Source organism: Frigoribacterium sp. CFBP 13729 (assembly GCF_014841875.1).
In the GTDB taxonomy this organism is placed as follows: Bacteria; Actinomycetota; Actinomycetes; order Actinomycetales; family Microbacteriaceae; genus Frigoribacterium.
The window spans coordinates 260,873-284,686 of the sequence record NZ_JACYUR010000003.1 but is presented as its reverse complement, the minus strand read 5'-3'; the positions used below and the strand labels follow the sequence as shown (position 1 = coordinate 284,686).

The window sequence follows — 23,814 nt, the reverse complement described above, 5'->3', positions numbered from 1 at the left end:
TCACAGCTCAGGGTCAGGCGGTCGCGGGTGCGATCTCGGCCAGGAGGGCCTGGATGCGGCCCTTGATGTCGTCGCGGATGGGGCGGACGTCCTCGATACCGCGGCCGGCGGGGTCGGTCAGCTCCCAGTCCTCGTAGCGCTTGCCGGGGAAGATCGGGCACGCGTCGCCACAGCCCATCGTGATCACGACGTCGCTGTCCCGGACGGCCTCGGTGGTGAGGACTTTGGGCTGGTTCCCGGCGATGTCGATGCCCTCTTCGGCCATGGCCTGGATCGCGATCGGGTTGATCTGGTCCTTGGGCTCGCTGCCGGCGGAGAGGACGTCGACGCGGTCGCCGGCGAGGGCCTGCATGTAGCCGGCGGCCATCTGGGAGCGGCCGGCGTTGTGGACGCAGACGAACAGGACGGTGGGCTTGGTGCTCATGACGGGTTCCTTCGGGTGAGGGGTCAGACCCGTTCAGCGACGCGCGCTGCCGGGGCGGTAGAGGGGAACAGGCGTGGCCGCAGCCACAGGGACAGGTACACCAACGCCACGAGCGCCGGGACCTCGATCAGGGGGCCGACGATCCCGGCGAGGGCTTGGCCGGAGGTCGCCCCGAACGTGCCGACCGCGACGGCGATCGCCAGCTCGAAGTTGTTCCCCGCGGCCGTGAACGCCAGCGTCGCCGTCCGCTCATAGGCGAGGCCGATGGTCCGTCCGGTGAAGAACGCGACGAGGAACGTGACGGCGAAGTAGACCAGCAGCGGCAGGGCGATGCGGACGACGTCGAGGGGCCGGTCGACGACTTGCTGGCCTTGGAGGGCGAAGAGCATCACGATCGTGAACAGCAGCCCGTAGAGGGCGAAGGGGCCGATCTTCGGCAGGAACCGTGTCTCGTACCAGGTGCGTCCCTTGGTCGCTTCCCCGATGCGGCGGGAGAGGTATCCGGCGAGGAGGGGGATGCCGAGGAACACCAGGACGCTGAGGGTGATCGACCAGATGCTGAACGATGCGCTCGTGACTGGCAGGCCGAGCCAGGCGGGGAGGATCTGGAGGTAGAACCAGCCGAGGCCGGCGAACGCGACGACCTGGAACACCGAGTTCAGGGCCACGAGGAACGCGGCTGCTTCTCGGTCGCCGCAGGCGAGGTCGTTCCAGATCAGCACCATGGCGATGCACCGGGCGAGGCCCACGATGATCAGCCCCGTGCGGTACTCCGGCAGATCCGGCAGGAAGATCCACGCCAGGGCGAACATCAGGGCGGGGCCTACGACCCAGTTCATGACCAGTGACGACACCAGGAGGCGCCGGTCGCCGGCGACGGCGCGGGTGTCGGAGTAGCGGACCTTCGCCAGCACCGGGTACATCATCACCAGCAGCCCGATCGCGATCGGGACGCTCACCTGCCCTACCTGGAACGAGTGCAGCAGCGCACCGAACGCCGGGACGAACACCGCCAGCAGCAGCCCCGCGCCCATGGCGGCGAGGATCCACACGGGGAGGAAGCGGTCAGCGGTCCCGAGCCGGGCAGGCGCAGTGGTGGTGGTCGTCATGCAACTCCGTAGATCGATGAGTGTCGATGTGTTGAGCCTGCCCCAACCCATCGACGACTGTCAATCTGTGTGGAAGAGTGTTCACATGCCCGTCGCCGAACTCCTGCCCCTCACGGACGTGACCGCGTGCTGCGCACCGCTGGCCCGCGAGGCGATGGACGCGGAAAACGCCGAGAAGCTGGCCCGCAGCCTGAAAGCGATCGCGGACCCGGCAAGACTTCGGCTCATCTCGATGGTCGCCGCACGTGAAGGGGCCGAGGCGTGCGTCTGCGACCTCACCGAGCCCCTCGGGCTCAGCCAGCCGACCGTCTCGCACCACCTGAAGGTGCTCGTCGACGCCGGCATCCTCACTCGCGACAAACGCGGAATCTGGGCCTACTACGCCCTCGTCCCCGGGGCCCTCGACTCCCTCGGGAAACTCCTCGTCAGCGCCTAGGCCTTCGGGCTTCTGCACGTCCGGTAGTCGATCGGCTATCGAGACTCATATTTCTGTCAATATCTAGGCATGCGAGTCCCTGAAACAGCAACACTCCGTGGCCTCCTTGGGGCCGTTGTCGGCGCGGTCCATGAGTCCGCTCACCCAAAGCTCTATGGGCGGCTATGGGATCTCTATATGGGTCTGTCTGAGCGCAACGGGGAAGTCTCCGAGGGCGATCGACGCGACACGATTGAGGAGGTGCTGCCTTTCCTTCCCCAGGTGTCAGGGCTCGGCGCGGCGGGATACAAAGCCGTCAACGCTTTCCAGGCTGCCACTCACACCGACTGAGCCCCTGTCATGCGCCCATTGACGGATCGGCTATCGAGACGAGAGATGACGAGGGTTGGTGGCACGAATTCTCCCTCGGCCACGACCGCGAGGCGCTGACCATCTCCAGGTAGATGGTGCGGGCCCCGGGCTGGACGCCCTCGCGGCTACCGAGAGGGCGGAGATGGGGCCGACGACCCAGATGATCTCCTGGGCGGGCAGGGATGAACCAAGCGCCGCCGCCAACGAGGACAGCTCGGGAAGCCGAGAGTGACCAGCGATACCAGGCCCTTGCCCCAGCGCCCCATCCAGCGGCTCGCAATGGGCCTGAGATCGCCTAGCCGACGCTCGTCGCCGCGAGCTCGATGGCATCGACGTTGAGCAGCGTGGCGATCGACGGCCTCTCGAACTGGCTCCGCACCCTTACGCGTCGTGATGCGGCCGACGCCCTACGTCTGCAGACGATGCTCGAGAGGTGCCGAGAGTCCAAGGCTTGTCGTAGTGACCGGCATCCGGATCTTGTTCTTGTTGGGAACGCTCGCTGGTGCCGTTAACGAAGCAAAGCCCCCGGCTGACCAGGGGCTTTGCTGCTCTGTTCCGTGCCGACCAGCCCTTCAAGATTCGTCGGCGCACACCCTGAGGCGTTGGCAACACTCTATGCGTACTCGGGTACGAGTGGGAGGCGCGCTACCCAGCTGGTCCAGCACCGTTCCCCGCGATTTAGCGTCCGACGGCCTCAAAACGGATTTCGGCCATGCGTGCCACTTTCGGCGTGTCGTTTGCCTTCGCGACACGCCGCGACACGCCGTTGCCCCAAACGGGGGGCGCCCTTGCCCCCATGTCGGAGGTGGGGAGGAATGTGTGCACAACTGCTCACGGCGGGGGATAACCACGCGCAATCCGAGGAGAACACGGGGATGTGCCTGTGGAGAACTCCTGATGCAGAACTACAGCCGTGTAACACCGCATCTAGTTGTAGAGGCGTGGGGTGGGCACTACATGTAGCCTTGCGCCAAGCCAGGCAGCTTCTAGGTCGGGACCTGTTCCGAAGGTCACCCGCTCCAGCCCTTCACCTGATTCGAGCGACCTTCACACCACTGAAGTCCTTAGGAGGACAGCGTTATGACCACTACCGAAGACCCCTCGTCGGACCGTCCCCGCTGGAACAACCAGGCCCCTACCACGTTGGGCGGGGCTGTGCTGCTCGTCCGGGAGGTGCGGCTGCTGGTGCCGATGCTCATCGCGGCCATGCTGACCCTGTGGGACTACTTCGNTAGGCCTGCGCCGGGACTTCGGCCGAGACGTCATCTCCCTCGATGGTTCCGAACCCCTTGAGAGACTGCACTGCATCGACGTGGAGTGAGGAGGGTCCGGGCGATCTTGGGTTCCTTGTGCTCAGTCACGTCCTGAACGGCGAACCGCTACCGCTCGATTCCCGCACAACCGGAATCGAGGACGTCGACGCCATCCGTCTCGTCAATGCCTACGACCCAAGAGTGCTTAGTCGACGGGTTCGGGTCTACTACAGCAGTTTCGAGTTGCACGTTGATTTCGAGGTCGGCATGACCTGCGACGTCGTGACTCAGGCGCTCCTGGAGGACGCGCAGACGCCTGATCTCGTCGAGCAGGCGGAGACGGTGTCCGTGATCCTCTCCGGTTTTACTGAGACCTCAGGGTCACGTAACGACTTTTCCATCGTCATTGAGAAGGTCGAACCCGATTGATGAGACCCTGCCGCTCCAGCACGCGTCTATTCCCGTAGACCAGCGATTAGTGCCGAGTTCTAGGTCGTCTTGGAAGGCGCATTCTCGTTTGGCCAGGGCCATGTTCGCTGGTCTGGTGCGTTGACCACGAGATCGTCGATGCCCTCGACTGTTTTGGCAGGGTCGAGGCCGGTGCTTGGGACTAAGACTTCGATGTAGTCCGCGTGGGTAATGCCAAGTGGGGCGAGAGGTAGCTCCCTGATACGGGTGACGAAGTACCCAGCGCTCAAGAGGTCAAGAGTCTTGGCCCGGTTGATCTTGCTCTTCTCCGAGTGCCAGTACGCGCCGTCGTACTCGATCACGAGTGAGCGTCCGTCTGGGAGCTCAGTAACGATGTTGGCTGTCCAGCTCGTCCGGCGCTCGAAGCTCGGAGACCGGAGAGCTGGCCCGGAGATGGCATTGCCGAACTGCTACGGCCTCGTAGTGCTTTCTTTGCGCGACGATCACTTCGGCTCCCAGGCGGGACTATGCAATAGCTCTCCCGGGCAATGGCGCGCCATCGGCGACTGAAAGTCGAGAATCACTACGCTTCTGCCGTGGTCACAGAACGACGCGACACCCCATCCTTTCTGTCCACGAGCGTCGTAGCGAAGATGTTCGGCGTCAAGCAGAGTGAACTCCGCGCCATGATTGATCGCGGCACTCTCCCTGAGCCAGATTGGATCCGGGCGGGAACGCAGACGGAACGCATCTACTCGTTGGAGTGGCTGGCCCTCGCCAGCGAAAGGGTGAACGCGCTCCGTCTTCCCGGGTTCGACCGCGACCTCATCGTCCCTCCTGACGGCGTGCAGATCTCACTTCGCTTCGACCGCACCACATGGAACGCGTCCGAGGTTGTCCGCATCATCACGGGGCTTGACGGTCTTTGGGCTGCATGCGTTCGCGCCCTTGATCCTGAGGTGCAGACCGATGACATCCCCAGCTTGACCATCCGACGCATGTCAGCGGAATCACCGTTTGACCTTCTCGCCTGGGCGCGTGACATTGGTGGCCTGGCCATCGGAGTCGGTGGGGCCGCATCTCTCTTGCGCTTCATCCTCAAGCACCCGGATTCGATTCCGGAAGCTATTCCACGGATGATGGCGGCTTGGATAGCTGGATGGGCCAAGGTTGACTCGGCCAAGCTTGAACGCTTGCAAAGTCGACAAAACCTGACTCGATTTGTCGCAGAAGCAGAATCTGCACGTCAACGACTTGGACAAGTGCCCGACGACGTCAACGTTTCGGGGCAGGAGATCTCCAACCTCGAATCGATCGCTCCCGTCCACGAGGTTGAGGAAATCCCCACCATCAAGAGCGCCACGGACGAACCGCCGCGTGAACTCACCACGGGCGATCAACTCGACGACTCGTAGGAACGGCCTCGGTCGTCGACCACTCGAGGAGGGGAATATCGGAGACGAGCGCCTGGTGATCGGGTCGGGAGCGCCGAGAGGCGTGCGACGGCGAGTCTGTGTGAGCAAAGGGCCAACTGCCGCGGCTCAGAGTGATGTGCCCGGGCCGGGCAATATCAGCAGCCCTAGCCTTCCTGGGGCCCGCACCCAGTTGCAGCCGTCACCGACCACTACCTGAGGACTGCGCCTAAGGGTGCCAACGGCCCGTGCGCCTCACTTGTCAAGTAGGCCGTGACCAGGCTTTCCTTGAGCCGGAGGAAAAAATGGAGGGGTTCGGAGGATCGACCGCCCGGCCGAGAGCAAAGTGCCCACTGTTTCCGGGGCAGAACGAGTTTCGAGAACAGCCCGCCACGGGGCTGTTCGCGAAAATCACGCAGTATGTTCGCGAAACTCAGTCCCGACCGAAGCCCCCAGTTGCGACCGGGGGCTTCGGTCGTTTCCGGAGCGCATCCGCCGTCCATCAGGCGGTCGCATGGACGATGCCTGTCGCGTCCGGGCCACGTCGTAGTGAGATCGGATGTGAGGCGGCCACTGCGCGGAGGACCCTCACCAGCCTCGACGTGGCAGGTCCTCAGAGGAGAGGGCAGCGAGCGTAGCCCGTTGCTGGGCGGCACGAAGCGGGTGAAAGCTCCGAGCCCCACTCGGGGGAGAGCGCCCTCCTTCTGCGAGTCGTCGTACTAACTCGTCCTCATGGGCTGGAAGCCCCCGTCGAGATGCAGCTCGAGCTCGAAGGCGGCGCTTGAGGATCGGCCGTTAGAGCCCCGGAACCCCGTGATTGCAGGGGTCCCGGGGCTCTTTTCTTCGTCGAGGGGGCATAGCGGCAACAGGCACGCGGTGAGAGCTCGTGAGCAACCAGCACCTCCGCATCAGGAGGGCTGTCCATCCCCCGTCCCGCCTCATCGCCACGCGGGCTCGCGCCCTGGTCCTGGACGTCGAACGCCAGACCGACGCGAACAGCGCAGCGCGCCGTTCGACGGAGGTGTGATGCAGCTCGACGTCAGCGCCTCTGCAGCAGGTGGATCGGTGTGATCTGCGCTCGTGGGGAGCACTGTCACCAGGTGGGGCCCATCTACACGCTGCACACGTCATCACCGAGCGCGGTCGCCACACAGCCTGCGCGCACGTGGCTGAGTCCGAGGCCGGCGAAGCGGCCTCCGAGGAGAAAGAGCACCGCGCTCCCGTGGGGAGACCGGTGCCCCTTCCCGTCTGCTGGCGGAGTGCTCAGATCCGTTGGAGCCAGGTGAGCTGGGATCTCGGTTCGACGATCAGCGGGCCGAGCTCGTCGTTGAAGACGGTTCCGTAGTCGGCAGAGATGTGCGCCTGGAAGGCGTCCTCGTCGCGGTAGACCTCGTAGACGAAGAAGCGGGCGGGGTCGTCCTCCCGGCGGTACGGCACGAACTCGACGTTGCCCGGCTCCTGGCGGACGAGGTCGCCGAGGTCGGCGATCATGCCCGCGACGGTCTCCTCGTGGCCGGGCTTCGCCGTGAACTCCGCGTAGAGGATGCGGGGGGCGGTGTCCGTCATGCGGTGGCCGCTCCTGTCATGATCGCGACCGCGTCGGTCATCGAGTGCGACTGGGGGGTGATGGTCGCGGCTTTCTTGCCGAGGCGCTGGATGTGGATGCGGTCGGCGACGTCGAAGACCTGCGGCATGTTGTGGCTGATCAGGATGACCGGGATGCCCCGGTCGCGCAGGTTGCGGACCAGCTGGAGCACCTGGTTCGACTCGCGCACGCCGAGCGCGGCCGTGGGCTCGTCGAGCACGACGACCTTCGAGCCGAACGCTGCCGCTCGGGCCACCGCGACCGCCTGCCGCTGGCCGCCGGAGAGGTTCTCGACCGGCACCGTGACGTCCTGCAGGGTCGAGATGCCCAGTTCGGTCAGCTCGGCCCGAGCCTCCTTGCGCATGCCCGCGGTGTCGAGCATCCGGAAGACGGAGCCGAGGACGCCCTTCTTTCGGCGCTCGCGACCCAGGTACAGGTTCGACGCGACGTCCAGCGCGGGGGAGACTGCCAGGTTCTGGTAGACGGTCTCGATGCCGGCGCCCCGGGCGTCCTGCGGGCGCTTGAAGGTCACGGGCTTGCCGTCGAGGAGGATCTCGCCCTCGTCGGGGACCTCTGCGCCGGTGAGGCACTTGATGAGCGTGGACTTGCCGGCGCCGTTGTCGCCGATGATCGCGAGGACCTCGCCGGGGTAGAGCTCGAGGCTGACTCCATCGAGACCGACCACGCGGCCGAAGGTCTTCACGAGGCGCTTGGCCTGCAGCACGGGAGCGCGGGTGGCGGTGGGGACGGATCCCTCGGAGTCGACGATGGTCATTTGCGAACCTTCCGGATCCACTGGTCGACCGAGACGGCGACGATGATGAGGACGCCTACGGCGAGGGTCTGGTACAGGACGTCGAGCCCGGCGAGCGAGAGCCCGTTGCGGAAGACACCGACGATGAGGGCGCCGAGGAGGGTTCCCCAGACGGTGCCGCGACCGCCGAAGAGGCTCGTGCCGCCGATCACGACTGCGGTGATCGAGTCGAGGTTGAGGTCAGCTCCGGCGTTGGGGCTCGCCGCGTTGCTGCGGCCGATCTGGATCCACGCGCCGACCGCGAGGATCGCGCCGGCAGCGAGGTAGACGCTCATGAGCACCCGGTTCACGCTGATGCCAGCGAGGCGGGCTGCCTCCTTGTCGTCGCCGACGGCGTAGACGTGGCGTCCCCACGCCGTCTTGCCGAGGATGAACGCGACGACGACGTAGAGCAGCAGCATCAGGAGGACCCCGTAGCTGATCCGCACGCCGAGGACGTCGAAGGTGCTCCCGGTCGAGGGCAGCACAGCGGGCATGTCGGTGCCGCGGACGGTCGATCCGCTGGAGTAGAGCAGAGTCAGCGCCACGAAGATGTTCAGCGTCCCGAGGGTGACGATGAACGGAGGAAGTCGGAGCCTCGTGACGAGGATGCCGTTGAAGGCGCCGGCGGCGAGGCCGACGACCAGGCCGAGGAGGAGGGCGACGAGCGCCGGGAGGCCGTTCTCGGTCGCGGTCTGGGCGATGATCATCGAGGTCAGGACCATCACGGCGCCGACGGACAGGTCGATGCCGGCGGTGAGGATGATCAGCGTCTGCGCGACGGCGAGGGTGCCGACGACGGCGACCTGCTGCGTGATGAGGGAGAGGTTCGACGGGTCGAGGAAACGGTCGTTGAGCAGTCCGAAGACGATGATCGCCAGGACGAGGACGACGGCGGGGCTGACGGCCGGGTACCGGTGCAGCACGCCTCGGACGCGGTCGAGCGGGGTGCGGCGGTCGAGGAACTCGCTTGCGAGGTCGAGGGAGGAGGTCGGGGGATTCGGGTCGGTGGTCTTCTGAGCCACGATGGCCTTTCTGGGGTCGCGGGAGTGAGAGGAGGAGGGCGAGGCGCCTGGGGCGCCCCGCCCGTGGCGAGCTACTCGCCCCAGCAGATCCCGGCGGCGTCGTCGGAGCTGATGCTGTCCAGGCCGTCCACCGGGGTGTCGGTGACGAGCGCCGACCCGGTGTCGAAGAAGTCCAGGCCCTCGGTGGTGCTCGGCTTCGTGCCGTCCTTCGCGAGCTGGGCGATCGCCTCGACGCCGAGCTGGGCCATCTTCACGGGGTACTGCTGCGCCGTGGCACCGATCAGGCCCTCGTTGACGTTCTTGACGCCGGCGCAGCCGCCGTCGATCGAGACGAGGAGGACGTCCTTCTCCTTGCCCGCGGCCTGGAGCGCCTGGTAGGCGCCGTAGGCGGCGGGCTCGTTGATCGTGTAGACGACGTTGATGTCGGGGTTCTTCGACAGCAGCGTCTCCATGGCGGTGCGGCCGCCGTCCTCGGCGCCCTGGGTGGCCTCGTTGCCGACGATCTCGTAGTCGCCGTCGCTGTAGCTGCCGTTCTCGTCTTCGTCGCCGTTGACCTGGTCGTCTCCGACGTCGATGCCCATGCCGGTGAGGAAGCCCTGGTCACGGTTGTAGTCGACCGAGACGACCTTGTCGTCGAAGAGGTCGAGCATCGCGATGGTCGCCTTCTCGCCGTCGAGCTGCGCGGCGGTCCACTTGCCGATCGACTCGCCGGCGGTGAAGTTGTCCGTCGCGAACGTGATGTCGACCGCGTCGGCGGGGTCGGGTGGCGTGTCCAGGGCGATGACGAACAGGCCGGCGTCGCGGGCCCGCTGGATCGCGTCGACGACCGAGGGCCCGTTGGGGGTGATCAGGATGCCCTTGTCGCCCTTCGAGATCGCGTTCTCGATGGCCTGGATCTGGGTGTCCTCGTCGCCGTCCTCCTTGCCCGCCGCGAGGGTGAGGTCCACGCCGGCCGAGCTCGCCGCCTCCTTGGCGCCGTCCTCCATCGCGACGAAGAAAGGATTCGTGGTGGTCTTCACGATGAGCGTGACGCCCACGCCGTCGCTGCTGTCGGCGGTCGAGCCGGCGTCGGAAGAGCCGGAACTCGAGCAAGCGGTCATGCTCAAAGTCGCGAGGATCGCGACCGAGCCGAGCCCGAGGTACCGGTTGAAGCGAGGGGAGCGGTTCGTCATTGAAAGTCCTGTTCCTAGGGCGGGAGCTGACTCCCGACAACGATGTCAGGGGTAGGTCTATCGTGTTCTCACAGATAAGGTCAAGTCGTCCCCGACGAAATGAGACTTGACCGTGACATCGATGTCAGGACCCCGCGACGTCGTCGCCTCCGGTCGCCGCCCCACCATGAAGCACGTCGCCGCCCTCGCCGGAGTCGGCATCAAGACCGTCTCGCGCGTGGTCAACGGGGAGCCGAACGTCTCGGCCGCCACGATCGAACGGGTGCAGGCGGCTGCCCGGCAGCTGCAGTACCAGCCCGACCTGCACGCAGGGAACCTGCGGCGCTCCAACGGGCGCACGAACACGCTGGGCCTCTTGGTGGGCAGTGTCGCGAACCCCTTCTCCGGAGCGGTGCACCGTGCCGTCGAGGATCTGGCGAACGAGCGCGGTGTCGCGGTCTTCACGTCCAGCCTGGACGACGACCCGGCCCGCGAGCGGTCGGCGGTCAACGCCTTCGTCTCGCGCCGCGTCGACGGGCTGATCCTCACGACGGTAGCCCCCAGCCAGGCGTATCTGGGCGTAGAGATCGACCGCGGCACGCCCGCGGTGTTCGTCGACCGAGTCCCTACCGGCGTCACGGCCGACGCCGTGATCACCGACAACGCCGCCGGTATCGCGCGCGCCGTCGGCCACCTCGCCTCCTTCGGCCACGAGCGCATCGCTTTCCTCAGCGACCGGCCGGAGATCTTCACCGCCCGCGAGCGCGAGCGGGGCTTCCTGGAGGAGATGGCGCGGCTGGGCCTCCCCGTGCTTCCCGGCTTCGTGCGGCACGGCGCGCACGACGAGGAGGCCGCCGAGGAGATCGCCCTGGAGCTGCTCGCCCAGGAAGCGCCGCCGACCGCCGTCATCGGCGGGCAGAACCTCATCACCATCGGCGTCCTCGCCGCCCTCCGCCGCCGCGGAGAACACGGCCGGGTCGCCCTGATCGGCTTCGACGACATCCCTCTCGCCGAACTGCTGCACCCCGCGGTCTCCGTCATCGCGCAGAACCCGGGCCTGATCGGGCGCACGGCCGCGGAGCGCGTCTTCCTGCGCCTGGACGGCGAGGACGAGCCGGCGCAGACATTCGTGATCCCGACTGCTCTCATCTCCCGCGGGTCCGGAGAGGTGCCTGTCCATGCCTGAGCCGGTGCCGACCGAGCCGTCCTTCTCCGAGCCGACCATCGTCGTCCTCGGTGACGCCCTCATCGACGTGATCCGCGACGAGGGAGGCGAGCAGCGTTTCCTCGGCGGCGCCGCCTACAACGTCGCGGTCGGCCTCGCCTTGCTCGGCCACCGCGTGCAGCTGCTCGCGATGCTCGGCGACGACGAGGACGGCGCCGCGATCCGCGCGTCGGCCGTCGAGCGCGGCGTTGAGCTCCTGCCCACCCTCGGCCCGTTCGGCTCCTCGGTCGCGATCAGTGAGCGCGTCGACGGCGAGCCGCGCTACGTCTTCAACGACGCCGCGCGCCACCGGCGGATCCGCTTCGGGGCGCGGGAGCGCGCAGCCCTCGACGCGGCCGCCCTCGTCGTCGTCAGCTGCTTCCCCTTCGACGACGAGGAACAGGCGGAGGAGCTGCTCGACGCTGTCGCACGGCCTCGTGAGCGCCTCGTCGTCGACCCCAACCCGCGCTCCGGGATGCTGGACGACGTGGAGCGCTTCCGCCGCGGCTTCGAGCGGCTCGCCGAGCGGTCGCTCCTCGTCAAGATCGGCGACGACGACGTCGCACTGCTGCACGGCGTGCCGTTGGCTGAGGTCGTCTCGCGGCTGCGCGGAGCGGGCACCCGGACGGTGCTCGCGACCCGAGGTGCGCAGGGCGCGACCCTGCACCTCGAGGACGGGACGACCATCGACGCGCCGATCGCCGCGGACCCGCGCGCCGTCGTCGACACGATGGGAGCGGGCGACGCCTGCCTCGCTGCCGCCGCCTCGTCGATCGCCCGACATGGCGCCCCGCGCACGGCGACGGACGCCGCCGCGTTGCTCGACGACTGCATGCTGATAGCGGCGGCCACCTGCCGCGCCCGGGGGGCCCTCCTCCAGCTTCCGGCTGGTCGGGAGGCCGCAGCTGGCTGACGATTTTTACGAGACCCTTGAATTGTCCGGAGGACAGTCCGTAGATTCGCCCCGACATTGACAACGTTGTCACTCCGAGTGACACGCGCGACGAAGGGCGTACCTCAGTGCAGTCTCATGGATCCTCTCCGCTCCGGCCGCGTCGAGGTGGCGCTTTGCTCGCTGCTGCAGCGACCCTCGTCCTGGTCGGCGGCGGACTCTCCGTCCCCGCCGCCTCGGGCGCCGTCCCGGACGCCGCCACCCAGGCGTACCGGCCCGCGATCCACTACTCGCCCACTCAGAACTGGATGAACGACCCGAACGGTCTCGTCTACGACGAGGGCATCTACCACCTCTACTACCAGTACAACGCGCAAGGCACGCGCTGGGGCAACATGAGCTGGGGCCACGCCACCAGCACCGACCTGACGCACTGGACCGAGCAGCCGCTCGCCATCCCGGGCGACGCGGAGTCGGACATCTTCTCCGGCTCGATCGTCGTCGACGAGGACAACACCTCCGGGTTCGGGACCGCCGAGGACCCGCCCCTGGTCGCGATGTACACCGCGGCCTACAAGACGGGGGAGCAGGCGCAGGCCCTCGCCTACAGCACCGATGCCGGACAGACCTGGACCAAGTACGAGGGCAACCCGGTCATCGACCGGGATCAGAACGACTTCCGCGACCCCCACGTCTTCTGGTACGACGGCGGCGCACCGGAGTCCTCCTACTGGGTCGTCGTCACGGTGGAGGCGGACGACCACAAGGTCCTGCTGCACAAGTCGACGGATCTGCGGAACTGGACCGAGCTGAGCGAGTTCGGCCCGGCCAACGCGACCGGCGGCGTCTGGGAGTGCCCGGACCTCTTCCCGTTGGCGGTCGACGGCGACCCCTCGAACACCAAGTGGGTGATGGTCGTCAACCTCAATCCGGGTGCGGTGGGCGGCGGCTCAGGCGGGCAGTACTTCGTCGGCGACTTCGACGGCACCACCTTCACCTCCGAGTCGACGGTCGGCTCCGACGCCCTGCCTGCGGGCACGACCCTCGCCGGGTTCGACGACGGCACCTACAACGGCTGGACCGTCGACAACGAGCCCGGCAACTGGAAGAACGGGCCCTTCGGCTCTGCCCCCGCCGCCGGTCCCGTCGACGGCCAGCAGACCGTCACCGGCTTCTCCGGAACGGGCCTGATCAACGGCTTCAACGACGGCGACTGGCCAGTCGGCTCGATGGAGTCGCCCGACTTCACCGTGGACCAGGACCACCTGAACTTCCTCGTCGGCGGTGGCGACCACCCGCACGTCGACGGCACGCAGCTGGCCAACGACCCGCCCGACGGGAGCGAGCTGCTCTTCGACGGCTTCGAGTACCCGGACCAGCAGGGCCTGATCGACAACGGCTGGACCGTGACCGGCGACCTCGCCGCCGGCACCAACCCCTCGACCAGCGGCGGCGAGTTCTTCCTCGGCCAGAAGCGGATCAACACCTTCGACGGCGGACCGAAGGGCGACGACAACCTCGGCAACCTGACCTCGCCGGAGTTCACGATCGACGAGAAGCACCTGAGCATGCTCGTCGGCGGCGGTCTCCGCCCCGAGGGAGACGCCCAGACCCTCGAGGTGCAGCTCGTCGTCGACGGCGAAGTCGTGCGGACCACCGCCGGCACGAACGACGGCTCCCTGAACTGGAAGAGCTGGGACGTCTCGGCCTACCAGGGGAAGGCTGCGCGGATCGTCGTCGTGGACGACGCGACCGGCGGCTGGGGTCACCTGACGGTCGACCACGTCGTGCTCGCCGACACCCCGGCGCAGGTCCGCTCGAACGAGACGAGCGTGAACCTCGTCGTCGACGGCGAGATCGTCCGCACGGCGACCGGCAGCGACAGCGAGACGCTCGACTGGACCAGCTGGGACGTCGCCGACCTGGTCGGCCGCACCGCTCACCTCCAGGTCGTCGACAACAACCGCGCCGGCTGGGGCCACATCCTCGCCGACCAGTTCATGCTCGCCGACGAGCCCGCCCAGAGCCGCCTGGTCGACTACGACTGGCTCGACTGGGGCCGCGACTACTACGCCGGAGTCACCTTCGACAACGCGCCCGACGACAAGCGCATCATGATTGCGTGGATGAACAACTGGCAGTACGGCGAGTCGATCCCGACCGGCCAGTGGCGCGGAGCGATGGCCCTCCCGCGCGAGCTCGCCCTGCAGACCGTCGACGGCGCGCCGAAGCTCGTGCAGAAGGTCGTCGACGAGACGGCCGGGCTCGAGCGGACGGAGGACGCGTTCACGCTCGGCGCGACGGACATCGCCGCGGGCGAGACCGCGCTGCCCTCGTCTGCCGAGGGCAGCGTCTACAAGCTCGACGCCGTGCTCAGCGCCGGGGACGCCGACTCGTTCGGCCTCTCCGTCCGCAACTCGGCCGACGGCAGCCAGCGCACGCCGATCACCTACGACGTCGCGTCCGGGCAGCTGACCGTCGACCGCACCCGCTCGGGCGACGTCGGCTTCGACGCCGACTTCCCCTCGGTCGAGACTGCCCCCGTGGCCCTCGCGGACGGCAAGCTGCACCTCGAGCTCTACGTCGACACCGCCTCCGTCGAGACCTTCGCCCAGGGCGGGATCGCCACGATCACCGACCAGATCTTCCCCGAGGCCACCAGCGAGGGCGTCTCGCTCCTCGCTGAAGGGGGAACGGCGCGACTGGAGAGCCTGACGGTCACCCCGCTCAGCCGCTCCATGTTCACCGACCCCGCCGCGGTCACCGCGCTCACCGCGACCGGAGCGGCGCAGACCGTCGAGGTCGGGGACGCGATCACCGGGCTCGGTGTCTCCGCGACCAACGCGGCCGGCGCTCCCGTCGCTGGCGCAGAGGTCGGCTTCACCCTCGACGGGCCGGCCCGCTTCGCGGACGGCGGTACCACCGCCGTCGTGACGGCCGGCGCCGACGGCTCCGCATCGCTGCCGACCACCACGGCCGGCCCCGGCACCGGATCCGTCTCGATCACCGCGACGAGCGGGGAGATCAGCACGGTGCTCCCCACGGTCATCGTGACGGCGGCACCCGTCGTCGGTGAGGACCCCGGCACCGCCCCCGGTTCCGGAGCAGGCGCCGATCCCGGTGCCGGCATCGGCACGACTGCCGGCAACGGAAGTGCGAGCACGAGCACGAGCGGTTCGGACCTCGCCTTCACCGGCAGCGACATGGTCGCATCCGGCGTCACGGCGGCCGCACTCCTCCTGCTGGCAGGGCTCACCCTGTTCGCAGTCCGACGCCGGCGAGCAGGCCACGACCACGCAGCCTGAGCAACGGGACGGCCCACCGCGACGACGACGCATCTCCGCCCGCGTCGCGGTGGGCTGCGTCCGTCGCGCCTCCAGACCTCAGAGTCCTGCCTCCCGTAGCTGCCGAGCAGAGACGAACTGCATTCTGACCAGCCCTTCTCTGCGTCGGAGGAAAAAACGGGCTGGGTCGGAGGATCGGCCGTTCCGCCCAGCGCACAGTGCCCACTGTTTCCGGGCTTGACCGAGTTTCGAGAACAGCCCGCCACGAGAAAGCCCCGCGAACCCAGTCTCACTGGGTTCCGGGGCTTTTCTCGTCTCGCGTGCTCCGGAGGCATCCGAGACGCAGTCTCGGGTCAGCTCACCGCGTCCGTCAGCGCGTCGAACTCGGCGTCGGTGAGCTCGATGGTCGCGCCGGCGAGGTTGTCCTCGAGGTGGGCGATGCTCGACGTGCCGGGGATCGGCAGCATCGCGGGCGAGCGCTTGAGGAGCCAGGCGAGGGCCAGCTGCGCCGGGGTGGCCTCGTGCTGCTCGGCGAGCTTCGTGAGCGGGCTGTCCGAACCGGTGAGGCCGCCGGTGGCGAGCGGGAACCAGGGGATGAACGCCAAGCCGTTCTCGGTCGCCCAGTCGAGCAGCGGCTCGGCGGAGCGGTCGGTCAGGTTGAAGAGGTTCTGCACGGAGACGATCGGGGCGACCGCCTGTGCCGCCTTCACCTCGTCGATGCTGACCTCGCTGAGGCCGATGTGGCGGATCTTGCCCTCGTCGCGCAGTGCGCCCAGCTCGCCGATCTGGTCCTCGAGGGGGACGTTCGGGTCGATGCGGTGCAGCTGGAGGAGGTCGATGCGCTCCACGTCGAGGTGGCGGAGGTTCATCTCGACCTGCTGACGGAGGTAGGCCGGGACGCCGAGGGGAGTCCACTGGTCGGGGCCCTGGCGGGTGTTGCCGACCTTGGTGGCGACGACGATGTCGTCGGCGTAGGGGTGGAGGGCCTCGCGGAGGAGGCCGTCGGTGACGGCAGGGCCGTAGGCGTCGGCGCTGTCGAAGAACGTCACGCCGAGCTCGACGGCCCGGCGGATGACGCGGACGGCTTCTCCGCGGTCGCTCGGCTCGCCCCAGACCCCGGGGCCGGTGAGCTGCATGGTGCCGTAGCCGAGGCGGGTGGTGGGCAGGTCCCCACCGATGCTGAAGGTGCCGGAGGCGGTGGCGGGACGGTTCGTGGTGGTGTCGGTCATGGACGCAGTCTGCTCCTCGACGTTCTTCCCGGGATCAGACGGGGAAGCTACGCCGAGCCAGTGAACAGGTCGGTGGAGGTCGCGAGCAGGACGACGACCGACCCGGCGACGAAGAAGAGGCCGACCACGAGCAGCATGCCCGGCTGGCTCTCCGAGCCGAGGTGGAGGCCGAGCCGCTTGCGTTCACGCTGCATCTGCCGCGCCACCGGGTGACGGAACAGCACGAGGCCGAGTCCCACCACCATGAAGAGGACAGCGCCCACCGCGGCCGCTGTCGCCCCCACGGTCACCGGTCCCTCCTCCGGACAGGAGCCGCCAGGCGCGTCCGACTGCACAGAGGGGACGAGAAGGGAGCTGTCCAGATCACCCGTCCATCCAACGCCACTGTGCCGAGTCGGCGCCCCGGCGCCCGCCGCCCCGCCGAGCGGCCGGGCCCTCGGCGACGCCCGGCACGGCCCCGCACCCTCACCGGCACGGCCCCGCCCCGCTCACCGATACGAGTAGAAGCCCTCGCCCGACTCGACCCCGAGCTTGCCCTGGTCGAGGTAGTTGGTCTTGAGGTGGTCCGCCCAGAGCTGGGCCCCCTCCTCGTCGCTCGCCGCCGAGATCGCGTAGGCGGTCCGCAGGCCGACGATGTCGAAGATCTGGAACGGGCCCATCGGCGCCCCGGTGCCGATGCGCCAGGTGGCGTCGATCGTCTCGGGGTCCGCGACGCCGCGCAGGACGAGCTCGGACGCCGCGCCGAGGAACGGCACGAGCAGCGAGTTGAGCACGTAGCCGGGCTGCTCCTTGTGGAGGGGGATCGGCACCATGCCGATCTCGCCCGCGAAGGCCACGACCTGGTCGAAGACGGCAGGGTCCGTCCGCGGGCTGCCCATGATCTCGGCCGTGTTCTGCCGCCAGATGTGGTTGGCGAAGTGCAGCGCGAGGAACTTCTCCGGGCGCCCCGTCGCGTCGGCCAGCTGGCTCGGCAGCAGGGTCGACGAGTTCGTCGCGAAGATCGTGTGCTCGGGCGCCGCGGCGGCGAGCCGCGCGTAGACGCCCTGCTTGAGCTCGAGCGTCTCCGGCACGGCCTCGACCACGAGGTCGGCGTCGGCGACCGCCTCGGCGAGGTCGGTGGTGAAGGCGATCCCGGCCACCGCCTCCTCGGCTGCCTGCCGGTGCTCGTCGCCGAGGTCGCCGACGTACTGCTCGACGATCGACCGGAGGCGGGCCTCGGCGGCCGTGACGGCGTCGTCGTCGACGTCCCAGGCTCGGACGGCGACGCCGTGGGTCGCGATCTGGAAGGCGATCTGCGCGCCGAGGACGCCGGCGCCGACGACGGTGACGTGGCTGAACGTGGTCATGGGGTTCCAGTCTCTCGAGGGGGCGCGCCTCGTGGCGCCCGCCTCATCGAGGTCTACTCCTCCGCGACCGGACGGCAGCTGTCGGTGGACAGCCGCCGACGATCAGCTGTCGAGGTCCCAGACCTGCTCGACGTAGTCCTGCGACCAGCCGGCGCGGAGGCGCGTCACGCCTCGGTCGTACGAGGCCAGCAGGTCCATCTCCGGTCGCACCATCGACTGCATCTGCAGCCCCTCGTAGAGGGCGATGAGCTGCTCGGCCCCGCGGACCGGGTCCATCGTCTCCGGCTCGCGTCCGACCTCGACGTCGGTGGTGAGGCCGCCGAGGATCAGGGCGTGGAACTTGCGCCACTCGTGCTGCAGGGTCGGCGCCATGGGGTGCCCCGGCGTCGCGGCGACGTTCAGGAGCGAGGTGAGGAGGCGCATCAGCGACGGGTCGTGGACGTTGCGCTCCACGATGCCGCGGAGGAACCGCACGGTGCCGTACGCGTGCATGAGGGGGATGACCGGGCGCATGCGCTCGGCGTTCCACCGGTCGACGGCGGCCATGACGAGGCCGTTCCAGCTCGGGAAGAGCCCGCGCACCGTCTCGACGGGCACGCCGGCCAGCTCGGAGACCACGTCGACGTCGGTCTCGTGGAACGCCCGGGTGCGAAAGGCGTCGATCACCGCCTCGACGACGCGGACCCGCAGCTCGGTGTCCTCGTCGAGGGGGGAGGCAGGGCGGGGGAGCGAGGGCACATCGGTCACTGATCCACCTCACCAGGCGGCGGCGGTCGGGGCCAGACCCCGTTCTGGTGGCGTGCTTGACGACGAGCCGTGCCGGGAGGACCATCGCGAGCACCAGCGCATCACCGACGAGGGAGTCCCCATGATGTTCGTCAACCTGCCCGTGACCGACCTGCCTCGCGCGGTCGCGTTCTACACGGCGCTCGGCTTCACGCAGAACCCCGCGTTCAGCGACGACGCCGCCGCCTGCATCGTCGTCGAGGAGGACCAGGCCGCCTTCATGCTGCTGGTCCGCGACTACTTCCAGACGTTCACCGACCGACCCGCCGGCGACCCCTCGACGACCGTGTCGACCATGACCGCGCTCATGGTCGACAGCCGTGACCGCGTCGACGAGATGACCACGGCCGGGCTCGCGAGCGGCGGCGTCGAGGAGCGCCCGGCCAACGACCTCGGCTTCATGTACCAACGCCAGCTCTCCGACCCGGACGGCAACGTCCTCGAGCTCGGCTGGATGGACCCGGTCGCCGCCGCGGACGGCCCGGAGGCCGTCGCGGCGCAGTAGGCGGTCGTCGGCCAGGGAGACGGCGTCAGGCAGCCACGTGGTCGCCGGCTGTCGTCCGCGTCAGACGCGCCACATGCGGAACGGCCCCGTCCGCATGTAGTTCTGCGAGTCCACCTCGACGCCGTAGGCGACCAGGGCCTCGTAGACGGCCTTGAGCCGCCTCTCGGTGACGATCCCGGGGTCGTTCTTCCTGGGGTTGGCATCCCAGCTGAGCTTCTGGCCCGTGCGGGAGCGCACCTTCAGGGTCGGCCCGCCGCCGAAGGGAGCCTCCCGCAGCACCGCCTCCTCGACGTCGCGGAACCACATCACCCGGGCCTTGCCCGACAGCGAGCTGTACTCCATGCGGTCGGCGAAGAGACGGAACCAGCTCCGCCGCAGGACGACCGCGAGTCCGGCCATCAGGGCCCCCAGCACGGCGAGCAGCACGTCGGCCCCGAGGGTCGTCCTGGGGACGTCCGTGAGGACGCACAGGAACATGGCCACGGCCATGACGGCGAAGAACACCCACCCCGCGTTCGGCTTCGTCTCGTCGATCGGCTGCGTGCTCGTCGTCGGCTCCGTGTCTGCCGGCTCCGATCCCCCCTCGGTCCCCATGCCGCGATCGTAACGCCCGGTGTCGGCCCCTGGTCGTAGGGTGCGGCCATGCAGACGAACGCGCAGAGCGCAGCCCCGGCACGTGTCCCCGAGGAGGCGGTGGCCGACCTCCGGGAACGCCTCGCCCGCCGACGACGCGTCGACCTGCCCGCGGGGCTCGAGCCGCGGCACGGCGTCGACGTCGCGTGGCTCGAGCGCCTGCTCGCCCGCTGGGCCGACGGGTACGACTGGCGGGTGCACGAGCAGCGGGTCCTCGACCTGCCGTGGGAGCTCGTCGACGGTGCCGTCCCGCTCCGGGTCGTGCACCGGCGCGGTGCGCCCGACGCCCCGGTGGTGGTGCTGCTGCACGGCTGGCCCGACTCGGTGCTGCGCTTCGAGAAGGTCCTGCCGCTGCTGGGCGACGCGACCGTCGTGGTGCCGGCCCTGCCCGGGTACCCGTTCAGCGCCTCCTCGGCTGCCGGGGGCATGTCGGGCGTCGACATGGCCGACGTGGTCGCGGCCGCGATGCAGCAGCTGGGGCACGACCGGTACGTGGTCAGCGGCGGCGACATCGGGGCCGGCGTCGCCGAGGCGCTGCTGCGCCGGCACGGCCACGCGGTCTCGGCCGTGCACCTGACCGACGTGCCGCAGGGGCACCTCGCCGCCGAGCTGCCCGACGACCTCACCGACGAGGAGCGCGCCTACGCCGACCGCCGCGAGCAGTGGCAGGCGACCGAGGGCGGCTACGCCCACGAGCACGCGACCAAGCCGGGCACGCTCGCCGTCGCGCTCGGCGACTCCCCGGCGGGCCTGCTCGCGTGGATCGGCGAGAAGCTCTGGTCGTGGAGCGACCGCTCGGTCGCGGGCGGCATGGAGGCGGTCTTCGGCGACGACGACGTGCTCACCTGGGTCTCCGCCTACTGGTTCACGGGCACGATCGGCACGTCGTTCGGCGCCTACGCGCTGCGGGAGCCCTCGACCAACGAGCCGGTCGAGGCAGCCGTGCCCGCAGTGCTGTCGATCTTCCCCGGCGACCTGGCGAACGCCCCGCGCTCGTTCGCCGAGCGGCTGTTCGACGTGCGCGCGTTCCACGAGCACTCGGCGGGCGGGCACTTCGCCGCGTGGGAGCGGCCTGAGCAGTTCGCGGCCGACCTGCGCGAGGCTATCGCGCTCGGCTCAGCCGGGGCCTAGCCCGTTCCGGCCGAGGGGCGGGGCAGCCAGCAGCGCAGCGATGCCTGGCGCCGAGACGGGTCAGGCGGCCGCGACCGCGGTGGCTGCGAGGCCGAGGACGGCGCAGACGCCCGTCAGCGTGCGGACGGTGTTCCACCGGGTCCACGGCGGCTCGAACGCACGGCGCGCGGCGCTCGCCGAGGCCGGGCCGGACACGTCCGCCCGCGCGAGCGCCTCGTTCAGCGGCACGTTGCGCGCGACCGTGACGACGAAGGTGGCGACCGAGGCGGCCGCCGCCCCGGCGGCCCACGCGCTCGCCGAGCTGCCGTCGACGACGTGCAGCACCGCGAGCAGCGCCGCCGAGGCGGGTGCCGCGACGAACACGAGGAGGAACGACGGGCGCAGGATCGCCGCGTTGATCGTGCGGAACGCCCCGGTGAAGGCGACGTCGTCGACCCGACGCAGCCCCGGCGACACCGCGACCACGAAGGCGAAGAAGAGGCCCGCCACGAGTCCGTTCGTGAGCAGCGCGACGACGGCGACGAGGTCATGCACGAGTCCGCTCATGGCCGGAGGCTAGCGAGCCGACGTGAACAGCCGTCGACGGCGGCAGCGTCGCGAGCGCGTCACACGGGCCTGCTAGGGTCCCGACCGACAGCGCCTAGGGTTCCGGGGTCTCACGATCCGACTGGTCCGAGCGGCGCCACGGCCGGGCGCCACCGCCCCGCCGTCATCTGAACGGACAAAAGCCTGGAGGATCCTGCCGACGCGCCCTGCGTCGGGTCGAAGGGTCCGATCTCATGTCCGGCACAGCTCTCCTCCTCGTCCTCGCCGCGGCCGTCTGCCACGCGTCGTGGAACGTCGTCGCCCACGGGGTCAGCCGCATCGGCACGCCGTTCCTCTGGTGGGGCGCCGTCGCCAGCGCCGTGCTCTGGCTGCCCGTCGTCCCGTTCACGGGCGGGCTCGGCGGCAGCGTCGGGGGCCTCGCCCTCGGCGCGGGAGTCTCGGCGGTGCTGCACGTCGTCTACATGGTCGTGCTGCAGCGCGGCTACGCCGCCGGGTCGCTCTCCACCGTCTACGCGACCGCCCGCGGCACCGGGCCGGCCGTCAGCGCCGTGCTCGCCGTCCTCCTGCTCGGCGAGCGGCTGTCGGCGCTCGCCGGGGTCGGCATCGCGGTCGTCGTCGCCGGCGTGGTCGCGACGGGCCTGATCGACCGTCGCCCCCGGCAGGCGCCCGCGCCGGTCGCGGACGCGGCACCCCGCAGGAGGCGGCGGCTCGACCCGGGCATCGCCTGGGGCCTCCTGACCGGCCTGGCCATCGCCTCCTACACGATCTGGGACGCCCACGCCCTGCGCACCTGGGAGCTCTCGCCGGTGTCGTTCATGGTCGGGGTGACGGCCGTCGAGGTCGTGTTCTACACGGCGACGCTCAGCCGTCGGCGCCGCGAGCTGCTCGACGTGGTCAGGGCGCACTGGCCGCGGGTGCTCGCGTTCGGGGTGCTGTCGCCGATGTCGTACATCCTCGTGCTCGTCGCGATCCAGACGACGCCGGTCGCGCTCGTCGCGCCCGCCCGCGAGACGAGCGTCGTGATGGTCGCCGTGTTCGGGGCGCTGGTGCTGCGCGAGGGGTCGGTGGCGAAGCGGCTCACGGCGTCGGTCGTCGTGCTCGGCGGCATCGCGCTCCTCGCCCTCTGAGCGGCGCCGCATCGCATCGCGGCGATTAAGGTGACGCGTCGGGGGCATCGTGCCCCGCCCGACGCCTCCGGAGCGTCACCTCGACGATCCCGCCGCGCGCAACGCGCACCAGCGCGCCGGGTTCGGCATACAAGAGGTGAACTCTGCCTGAACTAGCCCCGAGATAGGTTCCTATGTCGGGTAGCCGCGTGTCAGCATCGTGACGTCCCGCTCCCCTCTGAAAGGCCGTCATGACCCTCCGCCGCTCCCGCGCCGCGATCGCCCTCGCCGGCACCGCGCTGCTCGCCACCGCCCTCGCCGGCTGCTCGACCGCCGCCTCCTCCGCCGAGGGCACCGGGTCGCCCGACGACGCCGGCGGCTACGCGGTCGACTCGAGCACCCTCGTCTTCGGCGTCGTGCCCGACTCGGTCGACACGGAGACGAACTACCAGCCGCTGATGGACTACATCGCGCAGGAGACCGGCAAGACCGTCGAGTACCACGAGTCGACCGACTACGCCGCGCTGATCGAGGCGAGCATCGCCGGCCAGATCGACGTCGCGTCGTTCTCGGGCTTCACCTACGTGACCGCCACGAACAACGGCGCCGAGCTGACGCCGATCTCGTCGATCACCACGGCCGAGGGCCAGGAGCCCGGCTACTTCTCGCAGGCCATCGTTCCGAAGGGCAGCGACATCACGTCGATCGACGACATGGCGGGCAAGAAGATCTGCTTCGTCGACCCGTCGTCGACCTCGGGCTACCTGTTCCCGAGCTACGCGCTGCTCGAGGCGGGCATCGACCCGGAGAAGGACGTCACCCCGGTCTTCGCCGGCAAGCACGACGTCAGCGTCCAGAAGGTGGGCGAGGGCACCGAGTGCGAGGCCGGCTTCGCGGAGGACAGCGAGGTCGCGAAGAGCGACGCCGTCGAGGTCATCGACGAGCAGATGGTGCCCGGCGCCCCGATCGTCGAGTCGGACACCCTGCCCGACGACGTCAAGCAGCAGCTGAAGGACATCCTCTCGAACGTCACCGCCGACGACATGGTCGCCGCGGGCATCGAGAGCGCCGACAGCGAAGGCTTCCGCGCCGTGTTCTTCCAGACCACGCCGGTCGACGACGCGTACTACGACCAGATCCGCGACATCTGCGAGAAGACGAACGCCACGCAGTGCCAGGCCTGACGGCCTCTGCCTGACGGAGGC

At 69.2% G+C, this 23,814-nt stretch carries 23 protein-coding genes; 10 read left to right on the top strand and 13 right to left on the bottom strand.

Going from position 1 to position 23,814, the window contains the following annotated elements:
• Window positions 1-13: 13 nt before the first annotated feature.
• Both IFT77_RS11725 and arsB read right to left on the bottom strand, forming a co-directional pair.
• Complete coding sequence (locus IFT77_RS11725; RefSeq protein ID WP_055811500.1) at window positions 14-424, bottom strand: arsenate reductase ArsC; 411 nt, start codon at window positions 422-424, stop codon at window positions 14-16.
• A gap of 23 nt (window positions 425-447) precedes the next feature.
• Window positions 448-1,533 carry an ACR3 family arsenite efflux transporter gene (gene arsB, locus IFT77_RS11720; protein WP_192170065.1) on the bottom strand — a complete coding sequence of 362 codons (1,086 nt, stop codon included), beginning with the start codon at window positions 1,531-1,533 and terminating at the stop codon, window positions 448-450.
• 85 nt (window positions 1,534-1,618) lie between these two features.
• Between arsB and IFT77_RS11715 the strand changes: the two genes are divergently transcribed.
• On the top strand, window positions 1,619-1,969 hold the full coding sequence (locus tag IFT77_RS11715; protein WP_192170064.1) for a metalloregulator ArsR/SmtB family transcription factor: 351 nt from the start codon (window positions 1,619-1,621) through the stop codon (window positions 1,967-1,969).
• 1,625 nt (window positions 1,970-3,594) lie between these two features.
• Window positions 3,595-4,002 (top strand): hypothetical protein, encoded by a 408-nt coding sequence (locus tag IFT77_RS11710; RefSeq protein ID WP_206758549.1) that lies wholly within the window; start codon window positions 3,595-3,597, stop codon window positions 4,000-4,002.
• 59 nt (window positions 4,003-4,061) lie between these two features.
• Here the strand turns inward: IFT77_RS11710 and IFT77_RS11705 are convergent, their stop codons facing one another.
• Complete coding sequence (locus tag IFT77_RS11705) at window positions 4,062-4,343, bottom strand: hypothetical protein (protein ID WP_192170062.1); 282 nt, start codon at window positions 4,341-4,343, stop codon at window positions 4,062-4,064.
• Window positions 4,344-4,577: 234 nt separating this feature from the next.
• Between IFT77_RS11705 and IFT77_RS11700 the strand changes: the two genes are divergently transcribed.
• The gene (locus IFT77_RS11700; RefSeq protein ID WP_192170061.1) at window positions 4,578-5,396 is read left to right on the top strand and encodes a hypothetical protein; all 819 of its coding nucleotides are present in this window, start codon (window positions 4,578-4,580) and stop codon (window positions 5,394-5,396) included.
• Window positions 5,397-6,656: 1,260 nt separating this feature from the next.
• On the opposite strand, the gene IFT77_RS11695 is transcribed toward IFT77_RS11700, so the two are convergent.
• From IFT77_RS11695 to IFT77_RS11680, 4 genes are all read right to left on the bottom strand, one after another.
• Window positions 6,657-6,959: a putative quinol monooxygenase gene (locus tag IFT77_RS11695; RefSeq protein ID WP_192170060.1), complete on the bottom strand. Its 303-nt coding sequence runs from the start codon at window positions 6,957-6,959 to the stop codon at window positions 6,657-6,659.
• On the bottom strand, window positions 6,956-7,753 hold the full coding sequence (locus IFT77_RS11690; RefSeq protein WP_192170059.1) for an ATP-binding cassette domain-containing protein: 798 nt from the start codon (window positions 7,751-7,753) through the stop codon (window positions 6,956-6,958). Before IFT77_RS11690 ends, IFT77_RS11695 begins: the two co-directional genes overlap by 4 nt.
• A complete protein-coding gene (locus IFT77_RS11685) occupies window positions 7,750-8,796 on the bottom strand; it encodes an ABC transporter permease (RefSeq protein ID WP_192170058.1) in 1,047 nt (348 codons plus the stop codon). The genes IFT77_RS11690 and IFT77_RS11685 overlap by 4 nt, the downstream gene beginning before the upstream one ends.
• A 71-nt stretch (window positions 8,797-8,867) precedes the next feature.
• Entirely contained in the window at window positions 8,868-9,968 is a 1,101-nt protein-coding gene (locus tag IFT77_RS11680; RefSeq protein ID WP_192170057.1) for a substrate-binding domain-containing protein, read from the bottom strand.
• A 121-nt stretch (window positions 9,969-10,089) separates the two neighbouring features.
• Between IFT77_RS11680 and IFT77_RS11675 the strand changes: the two genes are divergently transcribed.
• The 3 genes from IFT77_RS11675 to IFT77_RS11665 all read left to right on the top strand — a co-directional run bounded on the left by IFT77_RS11675 (window position 10,090) and on the right by IFT77_RS11665 (window position 15,348).
• A complete protein-coding gene (locus tag IFT77_RS11675) occupies window positions 10,090-11,133 on the top strand; it encodes a LacI family DNA-binding transcriptional regulator (RefSeq protein WP_244638743.1) in 1,044 nt (347 codons plus the stop codon).
• On the top strand, window positions 11,126-12,064 hold the full coding sequence (locus IFT77_RS11670) for a PfkB family carbohydrate kinase (protein ID WP_192170056.1): 939 nt from the start codon (window positions 11,126-11,128) through the stop codon (window positions 12,062-12,064). Before IFT77_RS11675 ends, IFT77_RS11670 begins: the two co-directional genes overlap by 8 nt.
• Window positions 12,065-12,351: 287 nt before the next feature.
• Complete coding sequence (locus tag IFT77_RS11665) at window positions 12,352-15,348, top strand: GH32 C-terminal domain-containing protein (protein WP_244638777.1); 2,997 nt, start codon at window positions 12,352-12,354, stop codon at window positions 15,346-15,348.
• A 332-nt stretch (window positions 15,349-15,680) separates the two neighbouring features.
• On the opposite strand, the gene IFT77_RS11660 is transcribed toward IFT77_RS11665, so the two are convergent.
• The 4 genes from IFT77_RS11660 to IFT77_RS11645 all read right to left on the bottom strand — a co-directional run bounded on the left by IFT77_RS11660 (window position 15,681) and on the right by IFT77_RS11645 (window position 18,649).
• Window positions 15,681-16,556 carry an aldo/keto reductase gene (locus IFT77_RS11660; protein WP_192170055.1) on the bottom strand — a complete coding sequence of 292 codons (876 nt, stop codon included), beginning with the start codon at window positions 16,554-16,556 and terminating at the stop codon, window positions 15,681-15,683.
• 47 nt (window positions 16,557-16,603) lie between these two features.
• Complete coding sequence (locus IFT77_RS11655) at window positions 16,604-16,846, bottom strand: hypothetical protein (RefSeq protein ID WP_192170054.1); 243 nt, start codon at window positions 16,844-16,846, stop codon at window positions 16,604-16,606.
• Between the two features lie 198 nt (window positions 16,847-17,044).
• Window positions 17,045-17,902, bottom strand: a complete 858-nt coding sequence (locus IFT77_RS11650; RefSeq protein WP_192040577.1) for a 3-hydroxyacyl-CoA dehydrogenase — start codon at window positions 17,900-17,902, stop codon at window positions 17,045-17,047.
• A gap of 102 nt (window positions 17,903-18,004) precedes the next feature.
• Window positions 18,005-18,649, bottom strand: coding sequence for a TetR/AcrR family transcriptional regulator (locus tag IFT77_RS11645; protein WP_192040578.1), 645 nt, complete (start codon window positions 18,647-18,649; stop codon window positions 18,005-18,007).
• A gap of 121 nt (window positions 18,650-18,770) precedes the next feature.
• Between IFT77_RS11645 and IFT77_RS11640 the strand changes: the two genes are divergently transcribed.
• Window positions 18,771-19,193, top strand: a complete 423-nt coding sequence (locus tag IFT77_RS11640; RefSeq protein WP_192040579.1) for a VOC family protein — start codon at window positions 18,771-18,773, stop codon at window positions 19,191-19,193.
• 60 nt (window positions 19,194-19,253) lie between these two features.
• On the opposite strand, the gene IFT77_RS11635 is transcribed toward IFT77_RS11640, so the two are convergent.
• Entirely contained in the window at window positions 19,254-19,787 is a 534-nt protein-coding gene (locus IFT77_RS11635; RefSeq protein ID WP_192040580.1) for a hypothetical protein, read from the bottom strand.
• Window positions 19,788-19,835: 48 nt separating this feature from the next.
• Between IFT77_RS11635 and IFT77_RS11630 the strand changes: the two genes are divergently transcribed.
• Window positions 19,836-20,957, top strand: a complete 1,122-nt coding sequence (locus tag IFT77_RS11630; protein ID WP_192170053.1) for an epoxide hydrolase family protein — start codon at window positions 19,836-19,838, stop codon at window positions 20,955-20,957.
• A gap of 60 nt (window positions 20,958-21,017) precedes the next feature.
• Here IFT77_RS11630 and IFT77_RS11625 read toward each other — a convergent pair whose 3' ends face one another.
• Complete coding sequence (locus tag IFT77_RS11625; protein ID WP_192170052.1) at window positions 21,018-21,503, bottom strand: DUF1772 domain-containing protein; 486 nt, start codon at window positions 21,501-21,503, stop codon at window positions 21,018-21,020.
• Window positions 21,504-21,736: 233 nt separating this feature from the next.
• On the opposite strand from IFT77_RS11625, the gene IFT77_RS11620 reads away from it, so the two are divergent.
• Together IFT77_RS11620 and IFT77_RS11615 are read left to right on the top strand one after the other, a co-directional pair.
• Window positions 21,737-22,630, top strand: coding sequence for an EamA family transporter (locus IFT77_RS11620; RefSeq protein ID WP_192170051.1), 894 nt, complete (start codon window positions 21,737-21,739; stop codon window positions 22,628-22,630).
• A gap of 230 nt (window positions 22,631-22,860) precedes the next feature.
• Window positions 22,861-23,793: a phosphate/phosphite/phosphonate ABC transporter substrate-binding protein gene (locus IFT77_RS11615; protein WP_192040584.1), complete on the top strand. Its 933-nt coding sequence runs from the start codon at window positions 22,861-22,863 to the stop codon at window positions 23,791-23,793.
• The last annotated feature ends 21 nt before the right edge of the window (window positions 23,794-23,814 follow it).

Coding starts and splice junctions, on each gene's coding strand:
- IFT77_RS11630 (WP_192170053.1), top strand. CDS start 19,836: ATGCAGACGAACGCGCAGAGCGCAGCCCCGGCACGTGTCCCCGAGGAG.
- IFT77_RS11635 (WP_192040580.1), bottom strand. CDS start 19,787: ATGGGGACCGAGGGGGGATCGGAGCCGGCAGACACGGAGCCGACGACG.
- IFT77_RS11675 (WP_244638743.1), top strand. CDS start 10,090: ATGTCAGGACCCCGCGACGTCGTCGCCTCCGGTCGCCGCCCCACCATG.
- IFT77_RS11695 (WP_192170060.1), bottom strand. CDS start 6,959: ATGACGGACACCGCCCCCCGCATCCTCTACGCGGAGTTCACGGCGAAG.
- IFT77_RS11620 (WP_192170051.1), top strand. CDS start 21,737: ATGTCCGGCACAGCTCTCCTCCTCGTCCTCGCCGCGGCCGTCTGCCAC.
- IFT77_RS11725 (WP_055811500.1), bottom strand. CDS start 424: ATGAGCACCAAGCCCACCGTCCTGTTCGTCTGCGTCCACAACGCCGGC.
- arsB (WP_192170065.1), bottom strand. CDS start 1,533: ATGACGACCACCACCACTGCGCCTGCCCGGCTCGGGACCGCTGACCGC.
- IFT77_RS11710 (WP_206758549.1), top strand. CDS start 3,595: ATGGTTCCGAACCCCTTGAGAGACTGCACTGCATCGACGTGGAGTGAG.
- IFT77_RS11650 (WP_192040577.1), bottom strand. CDS start 17,902: ATGACCACGTTCAGCCACGTCACCGTCGTCGGCGCCGGCGTCCTCGGC.
- IFT77_RS11690 (WP_192170059.1), bottom strand. CDS start 7,753: ATGACCATCGTCGACTCCGAGGGATCCGTCCCCACCGCCACCCGCGCT.
- IFT77_RS11670 (WP_192170056.1), top strand. CDS start 11,126: ATGCCTGAGCCGGTGCCGACCGAGCCGTCCTTCTCCGAGCCGACCATC.
- IFT77_RS11715 (WP_192170064.1), top strand. CDS start 1,619: ATGCCCGTCGCCGAACTCCTGCCCCTCACGGACGTGACCGCGTGCTGC.
- IFT77_RS11625 (WP_192170052.1), bottom strand. CDS start 21,503: ATGAGCGGACTCGTGCATGACCTCGTCGCCGTCGTCGCGCTGCTCACG.
- IFT77_RS11660 (WP_192170055.1), bottom strand. CDS start 16,556: ATGACCGACACCACCACGAACCGTCCCGCCACCGCCTCCGGCACCTTC.
- IFT77_RS11665 (WP_244638777.1), top strand. CDS start 12,352: ATGAACGACCCGAACGGTCTCGTCTACGACGAGGGCATCTACCACCTC.
- IFT77_RS11640 (WP_192040579.1), top strand. CDS start 18,771: ATGATGTTCGTCAACCTGCCCGTGACCGACCTGCCTCGCGCGGTCGCG.
- IFT77_RS11615 (WP_192040584.1), top strand. CDS start 22,861: ATGACCCTCCGCCGCTCCCGCGCCGCGATCGCCCTCGCCGGCACCGCG.
- IFT77_RS11680 (WP_192170057.1), bottom strand. CDS start 9,968: ATGACGAACCGCTCCCCTCGCTTCAACCGGTACCTCGGGCTCGGCTCG.